The sequence below is a fragment of the Weissella viridescens genome (assembly GCF_003862435.1).
GTDB lineage: Bacteria > Bacillota > Bacilli > Lactobacillales > Lactobacillaceae > Weissella > Weissella viridescens_A.
On sequence record NZ_RHGY01000002.1, the window covers coordinates 82,076 to 95,359 of the forward strand.

The window sequence follows — 13,284 nt, forward strand, 5'->3', positions numbered from 1 at the left end:
ATGAGACTGGTGGTCCTGCTTTTTTTGTGAGAAAACCCCCGTGATATTCTTAAGAAAGCATCATGCAAAAACGTTTTAATGAGCGTAAACTAGCCAATAGTGTTTTAACAGAGATGAGAAAAAGAGGGATGTAGGAATGACAGAATCAAAACAAGCACACTGGTTGAGTTGGCCTAATATTAAACAGAATGTACATGATATTTTTACTTGGCAATATTACCGTGAAGGATTTTCAGGGTGGTCAAAGAAATCTTATATCTGGCTACTAATTGGATTATCAGTGATTATTGGAACCGGGTTTATGCATGGGTTCTCAACGATGACCTTAATTTCAGTTCTTGGTGGGGCAATCGGATTTACATGTACGTTAGCCATTACCAACAATAAGCGTTTGAATGGGGTCTTAGGTTTCGTTTCAGCGATTTTAATTTCATATGTTGCTTGGCATGCACATAATAATGCCGACATCTTTATGCAAGTTGGTTATGTCTTAGCCCTTGATATTCCGGTAATCCTTTTTGGAAGCGCTTGGAATGCTCGCAAAATTCGTAAAATGGATCGCACAGGGTGGTTAATCCTATTCGGTACTTTTATTGTCATGTATGCCTTCCTCTTCTGGATCGATACACAAGTCTTTATTTCACCACGACCATTTATTGATGCCTTTTCTGCAGCGATTGGTTTCACTGGAGCGGCATTAATGCTTGGTAAATATTCATCGCAATATGTGATGTGGTCAATCCAAGGGATTACTTCAGTATTACTTTGGTTCATTACAGCGCAACAAGGTGACGCTAACTGGGTGCTATTCGCAACTTACCTATTGTACCTTGGAAACGATGTCTTGGGTCTCTTCTTCAGCCCATGGCGCATGTTTAATAAGTCGAAAGACACACAACAAAATTAATCAAAGAGGCAGGCCTGAAATGGTCTGCCTTTTGTGTTATCATGCAAAGTAATGAATAAAAGTGAGGAAGAAGGATGGCATATCAATATTTGATTTTCGATTTAGATGATACCCTTTTAGATTTCAAGGGTGGTGAAGTTGCGGGTTTAAAAAATGTATTCGCACAACAAGGGTTTAATGCGCCGCTTCAAGAAAAAGCATTAAGTGAATATACCAAAATTAATCGTGGATTGTGGTCGTCGTTTGAAAAAGGGGAGATTTCAAAACAAACCATTCATCAAACCCGATTTGATAAGTTACTAAACACATTGGGGATAGCGGGTGATGGTAGTGAATTAGAACGTCAATATCGTGAGGAACTAAATCATAACTATCGTGTCATTGATGGTGCAGAACCGTTTTTAGCTGATTTACAGCAGGCTGGCTATCATTTAATTGCTGGTACGAATGGCGAAGCTCAAACACAACATCTACGTTTGGCACATACTGGACTTGATCAATATTTTGAACATGTCTACATTTCCGATGAAATGGGCGTTGCAAAACCTGATCCTGCTTTTTATCAGGAAATTTTTGCGGAAAATCCTGATATGACTAAAGACAATACGGTCATGATAGGTGATGGTTTAGCTTCTGATATTCAAGGTGGTGTCAATTTTGGTATTGATACAATTTGGGTGAATTTCAATCAAAGAAACACAACGGAACCCCCAATGCCGACTGCAGTTGCGCAATCATATTCAGAATTGAAACAGAAACTATAACACAAAAAACACCTAAAGTCTGCAGGACTCTAGGTGTTTTTCTTATACCATGATGAAGATTGGTAGGATGAGTGGGCGACGCTTTGTCTTATCATATAAGAAGCGTTGCAAGTGAGACACAACAGCATTACGAATACTGTGTTCACTGGCATTAGGCTCACGCATGGCCATCAAAATTGTATGGAAAATTTCTTTGCGACCTTCATTAATCAAATCTTCTGATTCACGCATGTAGATAAATCCACGTGATAGAATATCTGGTCCGGCCGTAATTTCTTTGTTGTTTAGATCAATCGTTGCAACGACAACGACTAAGCCATCTTCTGAAAGTAACTTACGATCACGAAGCACTGCAGCCCCAACATCACCGATTCCGTTTCCGTCGACATACGTATCTTCAGCAGGGAAGTGATCGGCAATTCGGGCAGAGTCTTCGGTTAAGGCAAGGACATCACCATTATCGAGGATGAAGGTATTATCTTCAGGAACCCCGACATCGTGAGCCAAACCTTCATGGACCTTGAGCATACGGTATTCACCGTGAACAGGCATAAAGTACTTGGGCTTAATCAATGAAAGCATCAATTTTTGCTCTTCTTGTCCACCGTGACCAGAGGCGTGGATGTTATTCACCTTACCGTGAATGACGTTTGCTCCAGCTTCTTCTAATTCATTGATAACACGGTCAACAGACGCAGTGTTTCCAGGAATAGGTGAACTTGAGAAGATAACAGTATCGTTTGGTTGAATCTTGATTTGCTTGTGCGTACCGTTGGCGATTCGGGCCAATGCGGCCATTGGCTCACCTTGTGATCCAGTACATAGAATTAAGACTTTTTCAGGTGGTAGCTTATTGACTTCATGCGCATCGATTAACATTTCTTCTGGAATATCAAGGTAACCTAAGGCAAGACCATTTGTTACCGCGCTTTCCATCGAACGACCAAAGACTGCAATCTTACGACCATGGGCTAGGGCAGCTTCGGTTGCCATTTGCACACGAGACATGTTTGATGCGAATGTTGCAAAAATGATGCGGCCATCAATTTCGTCAAATAGCTTGTCAATGGTCTTTCCAACCCAACGTTCTGACTTTGTAAATTCAGCACGTTCAGCATTGGTTGAATCAGACATTAAGAGTAGGACACCTTCAGAACCAATGCGAGCCATCTTTTGTAAGTTAGGTGGCTGCTTAGTCGTAGGGGTGAAGTCAAACTTAAAGTCTCCTGTTTCAACGATCGTTCCAACTGGGGTGTGGACAGCCACACCGTAAGTATCGGGAATTGAATGCGTTGTACGGAAGAATTCAACACTTAACTTGTCAAAAGTTAAAACAGTATCTTCATCAATTTCATGAAGATCAGTTGTCTTTAATTGATTGTGTTCTTCTAGTTTGTTCTTAATAAGTGCCATTGCAAGGGGACCAGCATAGACTGGTACATTCACAGCATCTAAAAAGAAATGAATGGCCCCAATGTGATCTTCGTGCCCGTGGGTAATAACTAAGGCTTTAATTTTGTCACGGTTTTCCTTGATGTAAGTATAGTCAGGAATAACATAGTCAATTCCTAATAACTCATCTTCAGGGAACTTAACACCGGCATCGATGATAACGATTTCGTCACCATATTGAATCCCATATGTGTTTTTTCCGATTTCACCTAAGCCACCCAGAGCATAAACCGCTGCTTCATCAGGGTTAATGTTTAGCTCCATATTGCTCATAAATTAAAACTCCGTCAACTTGAAATCTGGACTTTGTTGCTCGTAAGCAAGGGCCTTTTCTGAAAGTTGTTCAATTTGTTCGATATTGTATTCTGTGTTTTGTTCGACTTCGCGACGCGCAGTTGGTTGGTCGGGAACATCTAGGTAAAGTGAGTGAGTGTCCTCACGCTTTGGATTACGTTGCTTTGATTCTTGATAATATACTTTGAAAATCATAAAAAACTCCTTTAATAAATCTATTTTTCCGTATAGTCTTATCTAATATAATATCAGAATTTGGTCGATAAAACTAGTATATCGCAAGAGCTCGCATTTTTTTTGATGTGGGGTGGCTAAAATTACCCGTCTCTTATCATTTTGTGGCATACTAGAATATGAAGAAATATGTTCTTTAATTGAGAAAATGGCGAAGGTAAATCTATGAAAATCTTTATTATTGGTGCGACCGTAGTTGTGATTTTAATTCTATTAACCGTCTTTCGTCGAACAGGGCGAAAATTAACTGAACGACAAATTATTGAATCACAACAATTGGTGAATGCTGCCATGAATTCAGTTGTGCAAGAGTTAGACCCGAGTTTGGGTATTATTGAAGATAGTAAGCCGTTTCGTTCGACATTGGTTGCCAATATCTGGGGCCATGAAGTCATGGCGTTTGAATTTATTTTGCCGGTTGAACGAAAAGTGAATACCGATATGCTCAGAAGAAAACTCAATAACGGCTTACAAGCATATGCAAAGATACATCAGCTTGAACCTTATGATCAGGCTGAACCTGTCTTTGTTGTTACGGACTTATGGTTTAACCAAGCGGGCAACAGTTTACATGTAGATGTGGCCCACGTGGTTAATGCTGAAACAGTTGCGTATTTACATGATTTAAGGCGCCTCAATCAATCCAATTAATGCTATACTATTTCCATAATAAAATTATGACATGGAGGAATGAATAACCTATGTATCGAATGGACCAAGTTGTACGGGATGGTGATCCTGTACTTAGAAAGCAAGCTGCAAAAGTTGACTTCCCATTATCAGAAGAAGATCAACAAGTCACTAAAGATATGATGGAATATCTCATCATTAGCCAAGATGAAAAAGAAAATGAAAAATATGGGCTTCGTCCAGGTGTTGGCTTAGCTGCACCACAAGTTGGCGTTTCAAAGCAATATGCTTCAATTTTGATTCGCAATGAAGACGTTGATGGACATGAAGATGATGAGGGCACGTACTTCTTTAAGGGAACCATCTATAACCCGGTTATTACACGTCAATCAGTTAAGCAGCAAGCATTAGCTGGCGGTGAGGGGTGTTTATCAGTTGATGAAGACCAAGCTGGATTTGTTGAACGGGCATATCGCATTACTGTGAAATATCAAGATGAGGATGGCGTGCAACAAGAAATTAAACTCCAAGGTTATCCAGCGGATGTTTTCCAACATGAAATTGATCACCTCCATGGAACGCTGTACTACGACCACATTAACCGCGCAGAACCATGGCAAGAGCATAATGGGACACGTTACATTTAATTAAGGAAGAAATATGGCTGATAAAAATTTTAATTATCCCTTCTTAGAAGGATGGTCAACAGATGACATTGTTAAGGCCAGCCGCCTCTACGATGCAGTTGCAAATGCGTATGAAGTTGGCATTGAACGTGACGAATTATTAGCCGCATATCAAGACTTTAAGACAGTTGTGCCAAGCAAGTCAGAAGAAAAGCAATTAGATCGTGAATTTTCACAAGCAAGTGACTATTCCATTTATCGTGTGATGCAAGCTGCACGAAGTTCTGAGCGTGCACGCGTCAAAATGGATGTTTAGAGAGGGCAACGAATGTCACTCACACCTAAACAAATAGACGAACAGGTCCTGGATTGGTTGGCTGAAGCCCGTACCCGAATCGTCGCTGATATGCAGATGCCACTTCAAGTTAATGAAAAAACAAATGCACGTGACTTGGTGACAAATGTTGATCGTGAAATTGAACAATATTATGTTCAGCAAATTCATACATTAATGCCCGAAGCTCAGATTATTAGTGAAGAGGGGTATGGTGATCACGTTTCATCAATGATGGGGGATGTTTGGTATATTGATCCCATTGATGGCACGCTCAATTTTGTTGAACAAAGGGCGGAGTTTGCCACCATGTTGGCGTTATACCACGATGGTGAACCAGTCTGTGCTTGGATTATGGATGTGATGCAAAATGACATTATTCATGGGGGGCCAGCACTTGGTGTATTTAAGAACAATGCGTCATTACCGGTACCAATGAATAAAGTACTAGCTGATGGCCTTATGGTGGTGTCTGGAGCCCGCTTAATTGCCAATCAAATGGGTCTCCCTCAAGTCTCACAGCAGGCACTCGGCTTTCGGGTCTATGGTTCTGCTGGCATCTCATTTATGCATGTGCTTGAAGGACGCGCAATCGGGTATATGAGCAAGATGAAACCATGGGACTTTGCGCCTGGGGCGGCCTTAGCAAAATCATTCGGATTAATGATAAGTGACATTGACGGTGAACCACTGAATATGTTACTATCAAATTCAGTAGTAGTTTCAACTCCCAACGCTCATGAGCAAATCATGAGGATTGAGAAACAAACAAACGGTGTCGAAGCAGGCACGGATATTCGTTTATGAATATCATTCAGTTAAATGATGAGAATGATTTAACTGAGAAATTGATGGATAACATTTAAGGAGAATAGAATTTTGGCAAAACGTGAAAACTTACGTAATATTGCAATCATTGCCCACGTTGACCATGGTAAGACTACTTTGGTGAACGAGCTTTTGAAGCAATCAGATACACTTGATGCACGTACAGAACTTGGTGATCGTGCAATGGATACCAACGATATTGAAAAGGAACGTGGAATCACAATCCTTTCAAAGAATACGGCCGTTGAAATTGGTGATAAGAAGATTAACATCTTGGACACACCAGGACACGCGGACTTCGGTGGTGAAGTTGAACGTATCATGGGAATGGTTGATGGTGTGCTTTTGGTTGTTGATGCCTTTGAAGGTACAATGCCACAAACACGTTTTGTGTTGAAGAAAGCCTTTGAACAAAAGTTGACACCTATTGTGGTTGTTAACAAGGTTGACCGTCCAGGTGCACGTCCTACAGAAGTTGTTGACGAAGTGCTTGACCTATTTATCGAGTTGGGTGCTGATGAAGACCAATTGGACTTCCCTGTTGTTTACGCTTCAGCGATGAACGGAACTTCATCTTCAGATCCTGACTTGTCAACACAAGAACACACAATGGATCCTATCTTCAACGATATTTTCGAATATATTCCAGCACCTGAAGATACTTCAGACCAACCATTGCAATTCCAAGTTGCTTTGTTGGACTATAACGACTTCTTGGGTCGTATCGGTATCGGACGTGTCTTCAACGGTAAGATTGCCCTTGGTGACAATGTTACCGTTATGAAGCTTGATGGAACAAAGAGTAACTTCCGTGTTACAAAGTTGTTCGGTTACATGGGACTTGATCGTATCGAAATTGATTCAGCCAAGTCTGGTGACTTGATTGCCATTTCAGGTATGGAAGAAATTTCAGTTGGTGAAACTGTTGTTAGTCCTGATAGTCCTGAAGCTTTGCCAGTTCTTCGTATTGACGAACCAACTTTGCAAATGACATTCCGTATTAACAACTCTCCATTCGCTGGTCGCGAAGGTAAGTTTGTTACCGCCCGTCAAATTGAAGATCGTCTTCGTCGCGAATTGCACACTGACGTTTCATTGCGTATTGAAGATACAGATGAAGCTGGTGCATGGTTAGTTTCTGGTCGTGGTGAATTGCACCTTTCAATCTTGATTGAAACAATGCGTCGTGAAGGATATGAACTTCAAGTTTCACGTCCTGAAGTTATCTTCAAGAACATTGATGGTGTTGATTCAGAACCTTACGAAACTGTTCAAATTGACACACCTGACGAATACTCAGGTTCTGTTATCGAATCATTATCAAACCGTAAGGGTGACATGATTAACATGGAACCTACTGGTACTGGTACCACTCGTTTGGAATTCTCTGTTCCATCACGTGGTTTGATTGGTTACTCAACTGAATTTATGTCATTGACGCGTGGATATGGTATCTATAACCACACATTCTCTGAATACCAACCAATCGTTAAGAACTGGAACCCAGGTCGTCGTAACGGAACACTTGTTTCAATCAACCAAGGTCCAACAACAGCCTACGCTATCATGGGTGTTGAAGATCGTGGAACAATGTTCGTTCACCCTGGTGACGAAGTCTATGAAGGTATGGTTGTGGGAATGAACTCTCGTGACAACGATATCTCAGTTAACGTTACAAAGGCGAAGAATCAAACTAACGTGCGTTCTTCTAACAAGGACCAAACTGCTTCAATCAAGACGCCACGTGATATGACGCTTGAAGAATCACTTGAATTCTTGGCTGAAGACGAATTGGCCGAAGTAACACCAGAACACGTTCGTATTCGTAAGCAAATTTTGAATACAGCAGAACGTGAAAAGGCTGCTAAGCGTCGTAAGACAGCACAACAAGGTTAATTTAAAGTCAATAAACGAGAAGTGTTTACTCAAAAATGAGTGAATGCTTCTTTTTTTATATGAAAAACCACGTGAATAGGCGAACCAAACAAGTTGTCGATTATGAAGTATGATAAAATAAGAGTTACGATTAAATAAAAAGGAGTGATGCTTTATGCAAGTTAATGATTCAAAGCGTCAGCCAAAACAAATGAATGGGTTTCGGGCTTTTTTTCAAGCCATGAGCATAAAATTTAAATACTTAGATCCTTGGATTTTCTGTTCAATCGTTGGATTAATGATATTCGGAACCGCCATGGTCTTTACATCTAGTACAAGTATGGCGACTGGATCGGCCACGAGTTTTTTTGTTAAACAAAGTATCTTTGCCATCTTATCTGTGGTGATTCTATTGTTTCTTTTTGCAATTGGGATTCCATGGCAAAAGCGAAGTTATCGACGCACAGTAAAATTTTCAATGATCGGCTTGGTCATCATCTTAGCGTACACCCGATTTTTTGGGCCAGTGACGAGTGGAGCACGTGGATGGTTGTACTTTTTTGGGTTCGGTTTTCAACCCGTGGAATACTTTAAGATTGTGATGATTTTATGGTTAGCAATGAAATTTAGTGATGTTTTAAAGTATAAAGCTGAGCCCGGACGACAATTGACACCAATGCTATTAAATTGGCACATTACGTTATTACCAGTTATTGGGATGTTACTCGACTTAACGATGCCTGACGTTGGTGGTTTTGGGATTCTACTCGCAATTGCTGGAGTGATGTTCCTAGCTGCAGGTGTTCCTGCCGTTTGGCTATGCTTGGTGGTTGTGTTAATCATTACGGGCTTACTCATTATGCCAATTTTGATTCCATACCTACAACATCTGAACTTCATGCCATATCAGCTACAACGATTTGAAGCTTTCGTAAATCCGTGGAGTGCGGGCGATAGTGGACATCAGTTAATCAATTCATATTATGCCATTAGTAATGGTGGGTTGTTTGGTCGCGGGTTGGGTAACAGTATTCAAAAACTTGGATTTCTACCTGAACCAAATACTGATTTTATTATGGCCGTTGTTGGTGAGGAACTCGGTGCAGTTTCAATTATCCTAGTGTTAATTGTGATTGGCATTATCGTTTGGCGAATTGTCATGTACGGGACGCGTACACGAAACATGGAGTTCAGATTGATTTTATACGGTGCTGCAATGTTTATCATGGTCCAAGTTTTAATTAATTTGGGTGGTGTGACTGGTCTTTTGCCGATTACAGGAGTGACATTTCCATGGATTTCATATGGGGGATCATCATTACTAGCGTGGGGAATTATGATGGGAATCGTGTTAAATATTATTGGTCGGTTACGTTTAGAGGCTGATCGAGAAAGGTAAGGAAGACAATGAATTTTGAACCAACTAAGCGTCGCGCGTTAATCGTCTATTTAAAAAATATGCGCCAAGCGCGACAACTACGCAGATTTGGTATTGTAAACTATATTTCAAATAAAATGAAATTTGCGTCAGTCTATGTTGATGAGGTCGACGTTGAAACCAAGAAAAAATTAATTGAACGTTTAGGATTTGTTGACCACGTGGAAATTTCCCATTGGCCAGAAATTGATACCACTGTTGGGGGACAACAGAGTATGGAAGAGATTGATTTTGCGGTTGATACCGATGATGTCTTTGATGATGTGGCGCAAGAAGAGGAATTGTAATGCGAATTGTAAGTGGAAAATTTGGTGGTCGTCCGTTGAAGGCCGTCCCCGGAGACGCAACCCGTCCGACGACTGACAAAGTGAAAGAAGCCATTTTTAACATGATTGGACCCTATTTCGATGGCGGTCGTTCGCTTGATTTATATGCTGGATCAGGTGGTCTATCGATTGAAGGTGTCTCACGTGGAATTGACGAAGCTGTTTTAGTTGACCGGCAATATGCGGCCATCAAAACAATTAACAGCAATATTGCTGTGACAAAAGAGCCGGATCGTTTTCAAGTGATGAAGACGTCTGCTGAAAGTGCCATCGCACGATTGGAGGGCACAGAACCCTTTGATGTCTTTTACTTTGATCCGCCGTATGCGAAACAAACGATTGTAAAAGATGTGGCACAACTGATTGATCACGGACTCGTGGCTGACAATGCGGTTTTAGTAGCGGAAACAGATCAACATGCTGATTTACCTGAAACAATTTCAGGTTTCCAGCAAGTGAAGGAACGTGATTACGGTATTACAGTCATTACGATTTATGAATACGAAGGTTAATCCATGAAAAAAGCACTATTTCCAGGAAGTTTTGATCCGATTACAAATGGACATGTTGATATTATTGAACGCGCCAGCGAAATCTTTGATGAAATTGTCGTTGGTGTTGCCAATAATACAAGTAAAAATGGTATGTTTTCTTTGGCTGAACGCGAAGCGTTAGTTAAAGCAAGTGTTGCTAGTCAGACAAATGTTTCAGTTGTGACGATTAACGGTTTGACTGCTGAGTACGCACAAGACCATGGTATTCAGACCATTATTCGCGGATTACGAAATGCCCAGGACTTTATGTATGAAGAACCAATTGCACAAATGAATACTGTAATTGGTGATTTGGACACCATGTTCCTGTTAGCAAAACCACAAAATACAATGCTAGCAAGTTCAATGATTAAAGAGGTGGCTCAAGCAGGTGGAGATGTAACCGAATTTGTGCCAGCACCGGTGGCAAAAGCCATGCAGCAGAAATTAATGAGGTAGCGGACAATGTGGAACAAGTTTAAAGCATCGTTAAAAAAACATCGAACGGTTATTCTGACAACAGTGGCCGTATTATTTGTGATTGGGTTAGTCGTACCACTACCACTTTATGCGGAGAAACCAGGCTCCGCTGAGAACCTGGCCAACTACATTAAAGTTGATAAGAAAGCACCGAAGTTAAATGGTGAATTTATGTTAACTTCAGTGGCGTTAGTACCGCTAAATGCAATTACTTTGATGATTAATGTATTTGAACCAACGTCTGATATTCAAACTAAAGCAGAAGCACTCGGTGGTAGCCAGAACATGGCGGATGATCAAAAAGTCAATCAAATTTATATGAAAACGTCGGTTAATGAGGCCAAAGCAAATGCCTATAAAGCTGCGAAAGTTCCATATCAACGTAAGTTTAATGGTATCTATGTGATGGGGATTCAACCGGACTCTAATTTCAAAAAAAAGTTGGCTGTGGGGGACACCATTGATTCGATTGACCATCATAAGTATGACAGTGCGAAGGCCTTTCAAAAGACGATTCGTAGTCGCAAGGTCGGTTCTGAATTAACTGTCGGGTACCAACGTAATCACAAACATCATGAAGCGACTGGGAAAACAGTGCCATTGGCTGGTACGAAAGATTTATCAGGAATTGGCATTATGTTGACTGATGATGTAGATGTGACATCAAAACGACCAATTTCAGCTGATTTAGGTAATCTGGGCGGACCATCAGGTGGATTGATGTTTTCACTTGAAATGTATGATGCGATGTCACCGGTTGACTTAGCACATGGGCGTAAAATTGCTGGAACCGGTACGATTGATAAGGATGGTAACGTGGGTGAAATTGGTGGGATTGATAAGAAGGTGATTGCCGCTAACCGCGCCGGCGTTAAGATCTTCTTAGCTCCGTATATCAAGCCGAATGACTTGACGAAGAAGTATGAAGAAAAAGGTCTGACGAATTATCAACTTGCTAAAAAGACGGCCAAGAAATATGCGCCAGACATGAAAGTGATTCCAATTCAAACATTTGATCAAGCCGTCACCGAACTTTCCAAATAATATTTGACGAACGAACGAGAATTTGATATTGTTAATCAAGTTATTTCGTACAGATAGTGTGTCACAAGCACACCGATAAGAGAGGCGAAATACCGCATTTATTTGTGGTATTTCGTCTTTTATTATGTCGAAAATTATAAAGGAGTAGGTAAATGAAAACAAAAGAATGGCATGTGCTAGCGGCGGTGATCGCAGCTGGGTTAATGAGTTTTAGTGGTGTCTTAATTGAGACATCAATGAATGTCACGTTCCCACATTTGATGCAAGAATTTAATACGAATGCGAGTGGCATTCAATGGGTGACAACTGGATATCTACTTGCAATTGCAGTGGTAGTTCCAGTAACTGCATTTTTATTGAAGAATTATTCAGTTAAGAAATTATTTATTATCGCTAATTTACTATTTTTAGTTGGTGTTCTGCTTGATTCTTGGGCACCAACCCTAACGATTTTACTAGGTGGACGCATCTTTCAAGGTGTTGGAACAGGAATTGCCTTACCACTGATGTTCCACATTATTTTAACGAAGTCACCTATGAATAAGCGTGGGGTGATGATGGGAATTGGAACGATGACAACGTCAATTGCACCAGCAATCGGACCTACGTATGGCGGTATTTTGCTTAGTAGTCTTGGATGGCGAAGTATTTTTTGGTTTTTGATTCCATTGATTGTCCTAGCGCTGGCAATGGGCTTGATGAGTATCCCAAATGAACAAGTCGCACGCACTGAACGCTTTAGTTGGGGGGCTTTCTTAACGCTAACTGTTGGATTGAGTACACTATTAATTGCTGTTGAACAACTATCTTGGCAGTACTTTGCACTCAGTTTGGTCTTCTTAGTTGCCTTTTATTATTTCAACCGTCGTCGTCAAATGCTCAACTTAGCTGTCTTTAAAAACAAAACTTTTGATGGGCTAACTTACAGTTTCTTAGTCTATCAAGCGATGCTTTTAGGTCTATCGTTCGTGCTCCCAAATTATCTGCAATTGGGGCTACATGTGACATCAACACAAGCTGGTCTCTTCATGTTTCCAGGTGCCGTGCTCGGTGCTGTTTTAGCGCCAATTTCAGGACGCCTCTTAGATAAGATTGGTGCCGTTAAGCCAATTTTGGGTGGTATTACACTTTCAGCAACTGGGTTAGTGTTGATGAGTGTGTTCTTCCCAGTTATGAGTTTTTGGACGTTGCTACTAGCGCACATGTTATTGATGACAGGAACAGGTTTAGCCTATAGTAATATTATGACGGTAACTTTGGGGTCATTGCCTGAAACACAAAGTGCGGATGGAAATAGTATCTTGAATACCATGCAACAATTTGTCGGTGCAAGCGCGACGGCCATTGTGGCACAAATCTTTTCTCGAACGGTTACAACCCATCCGGATGGTCAGGGTATCATGTTAGGTTCTCAATATGGCGTTTGGTTACTAACTGCCTTAATGGTGGGGTCAGTACTTTGTTTTTGGTTTGTTAAAAAACAGTTAAAGGCGAAAGCTTAGTCAAGTTGCATTATCCA

General features: G+C 40.8%; 15 protein-coding genes. 13 read left to right on the forward strand and 2 right to left on the reverse strand.

Annotated elements, in window-relative coordinates; all coding sequences use genetic code 11:
* Positions 1–136: 136 nt before the first annotated feature.
* Together pnuC and D3P96_RS03025 are read left to right on the forward strand one after the other, a co-directional pair.
* Positions 137–907, forward strand: coding sequence for a nicotinamide riboside transporter PnuC (gene pnuC / locus D3P96_RS03020; RefSeq protein WP_124942922.1), 771 nt, complete (start codon positions 137–139; stop codon positions 905–907).
* A gap of 74 nt (positions 908–981) precedes the next feature.
* Complete coding sequence (locus D3P96_RS03025) at positions 982–1,671, forward strand: YjjG family noncanonical pyrimidine nucleotidase (RefSeq protein WP_124942923.1); 690 nt, start codon at positions 982–984, stop codon at positions 1,669–1,671.
* 42 nt (positions 1,672–1,713) lie between these two features.
* Here D3P96_RS03025 and rnjA read toward each other — a convergent pair whose 3' ends face one another.
* The gene (gene rnjA / locus D3P96_RS03030; RefSeq protein ID WP_185696073.1) at positions 1,714–3,396 is read right to left on the reverse strand and encodes a ribonuclease J1; all 1,683 of its coding nucleotides are present in this window, start codon (positions 3,394–3,396) and stop codon (positions 1,714–1,716) included.
* A gap of 3 nt (positions 3,397–3,399) precedes the next feature.
* Entirely contained in the window at positions 3,400–3,612 is a 213-nt protein-coding gene (locus tag D3P96_RS03035; protein ID WP_124942924.1) for a DNA-directed RNA polymerase subunit epsilon, read from the reverse strand.
* Between the two features lie 204 nt (positions 3,613–3,816).
* Here D3P96_RS03035 and D3P96_RS03040 point away from each other — a divergent pair, with 204 nt between their 5' ends.
* The 11 genes from D3P96_RS03040 to D3P96_RS03090 all read left to right on the forward strand — a co-directional run bounded on the left by D3P96_RS03040 (position 3,817) and on the right by D3P96_RS03090 (position 13,267).
* Positions 3,817–4,302 (forward strand): hypothetical protein, encoded by a 486-nt coding sequence (locus D3P96_RS03040; protein ID WP_124942925.1) that lies wholly within the window; start codon positions 3,817–3,819, stop codon positions 4,300–4,302.
* Positions 4,303–4,352: 50 nt separating this feature from the next.
* A complete protein-coding gene (gene def / locus D3P96_RS03045) occupies positions 4,353–4,928 on the forward strand; it encodes a peptide deformylase (protein ID WP_124942926.1) in 576 nt (191 codons plus the stop codon).
* Between the two features lie 13 nt (positions 4,929–4,941).
* Positions 4,942–5,223 (forward strand): UPF0223 family protein, encoded by a 282-nt coding sequence (locus D3P96_RS03050; RefSeq protein WP_124942927.1) that lies wholly within the window; start codon positions 4,942–4,944, stop codon positions 5,221–5,223.
* A gap of 12 nt (positions 5,224–5,235) precedes the next feature.
* Positions 5,236–6,048 carry an inositol monophosphatase family protein gene (locus tag D3P96_RS03055; protein WP_124942928.1) on the forward strand — a complete coding sequence of 271 codons (813 nt, stop codon included), beginning with the start codon at positions 5,236–5,238 and terminating at the stop codon, positions 6,046–6,048.
* A 72-nt stretch (positions 6,049–6,120) separates the two neighbouring features.
* Complete coding sequence (gene typA, locus D3P96_RS03060) at positions 6,121–7,965, forward strand: translational GTPase TypA (RefSeq protein WP_124942929.1); 1,845 nt, start codon at positions 6,121–6,123, stop codon at positions 7,963–7,965.
* Between the two features lie 154 nt (positions 7,966–8,119).
* Complete coding sequence (locus D3P96_RS03065; RefSeq protein ID WP_124942930.1) at positions 8,120–9,343, forward strand: FtsW/RodA/SpoVE family cell cycle protein; 1,224 nt, start codon at positions 8,120–8,122, stop codon at positions 9,341–9,343.
* 8 nt (positions 9,344–9,351) lie between these two features.
* A complete protein-coding gene (locus D3P96_RS03070; protein WP_124942931.1) occupies positions 9,352–9,669 on the forward strand; it encodes a YlbG family protein in 318 nt (105 codons plus the stop codon).
* Positions 9,669–10,220, forward strand: a complete 552-nt coding sequence (rsmD, locus tag D3P96_RS03075) for a 16S rRNA (guanine(966)-N(2))-methyltransferase RsmD (protein ID WP_124942932.1) — start codon at positions 9,669–9,671, stop codon at positions 10,218–10,220. The genes D3P96_RS03070 and rsmD overlap by 1 nt, the downstream gene beginning before the upstream one ends.
* A gap of 3 nt (positions 10,221–10,223) precedes the next feature.
* Positions 10,224–10,700 carry a pantetheine-phosphate adenylyltransferase gene (gene coaD, locus D3P96_RS03080; protein WP_124942933.1) on the forward strand — a complete coding sequence of 159 codons (477 nt, stop codon included), beginning with the start codon at positions 10,224–10,226 and terminating at the stop codon, positions 10,698–10,700.
* Between the two features lie 6 nt (positions 10,701–10,706).
* Positions 10,707–11,765: a SepM family pheromone-processing serine protease gene (locus tag D3P96_RS03085; protein WP_124942934.1), complete on the forward strand. Its 1,059-nt coding sequence runs from the start codon at positions 10,707–10,709 to the stop codon at positions 11,763–11,765.
* 152 nt (positions 11,766–11,917) lie between these two features.
* Positions 11,918–13,267, forward strand: coding sequence for an MDR family MFS transporter (locus tag D3P96_RS03090; protein WP_124942935.1), 1,350 nt, complete (start codon positions 11,918–11,920; stop codon positions 13,265–13,267).
* The last annotated feature ends 17 nt before the right edge of the window (positions 13,268–13,284 follow it).

Excerpts from the sequence above, each read along its gene's own strand:
- D3P96_RS03035 (WP_124942924.1), bottom strand. The coding sequence starts at position 3,612 with ATGATTTTCAAAGTATATTATCAAGAATCAAAGCAACGTAATCCAAAG.
- def (WP_124942926.1), top strand. The coding sequence starts at position 4,353 with ATGTATCGAATGGACCAAGTTGTACGGGATGGTGATCCTGTACTTAGA.
- rsmD (WP_124942932.1), top strand. The coding sequence starts at position 9,669 with ATGCGAATTGTAAGTGGAAAATTTGGTGGTCGTCCGTTGAAGGCCGTC.
- D3P96_RS03040 (WP_124942925.1), top strand. The coding sequence starts at position 3,817 with ATGAAAATCTTTATTATTGGTGCGACCGTAGTTGTGATTTTAATTCTA.
- D3P96_RS03055 (WP_124942928.1), top strand. The coding sequence starts at position 5,236 with ATGTCACTCACACCTAAACAAATAGACGAACAGGTCCTGGATTGGTTG.
- D3P96_RS03065 (WP_124942930.1), top strand. The coding sequence starts at position 8,120 with ATGCAAGTTAATGATTCAAAGCGTCAGCCAAAACAAATGAATGGGTTT.
- D3P96_RS03085 (WP_124942934.1), top strand. The coding sequence starts at position 10,707 with ATGTGGAACAAGTTTAAAGCATCGTTAAAAAAACATCGAACGGTTATT.
- rnjA (WP_185696073.1), bottom strand. The coding sequence starts at position 3,396 with ATGAGCAATATGGAGCTAAACATTAACCCTGATGAAGCAGCGGTTTAT.
- D3P96_RS03025 (WP_124942923.1), top strand. The coding sequence starts at position 982 with ATGGCATATCAATATTTGATTTTCGATTTAGATGATACCCTTTTAGAT.
- D3P96_RS03070 (WP_124942931.1), top strand. The coding sequence starts at position 9,352 with ATGAATTTTGAACCAACTAAGCGTCGCGCGTTAATCGTCTATTTAAAA.
- D3P96_RS03090 (WP_124942935.1), top strand. The coding sequence starts at position 11,918 with ATGAAAACAAAAGAATGGCATGTGCTAGCGGCGGTGATCGCAGCTGGG.
- coaD (WP_124942933.1), top strand. The coding sequence starts at position 10,224 with ATGAAAAAAGCACTATTTCCAGGAAGTTTTGATCCGATTACAAATGGA.
- D3P96_RS03050 (WP_124942927.1), top strand. The coding sequence starts at position 4,942 with ATGGCTGATAAAAATTTTAATTATCCCTTCTTAGAAGGATGGTCAACA.
- pnuC (WP_124942922.1), top strand. The coding sequence starts at position 137 with ATGACAGAATCAAAACAAGCACACTGGTTGAGTTGGCCTAATATTAAA.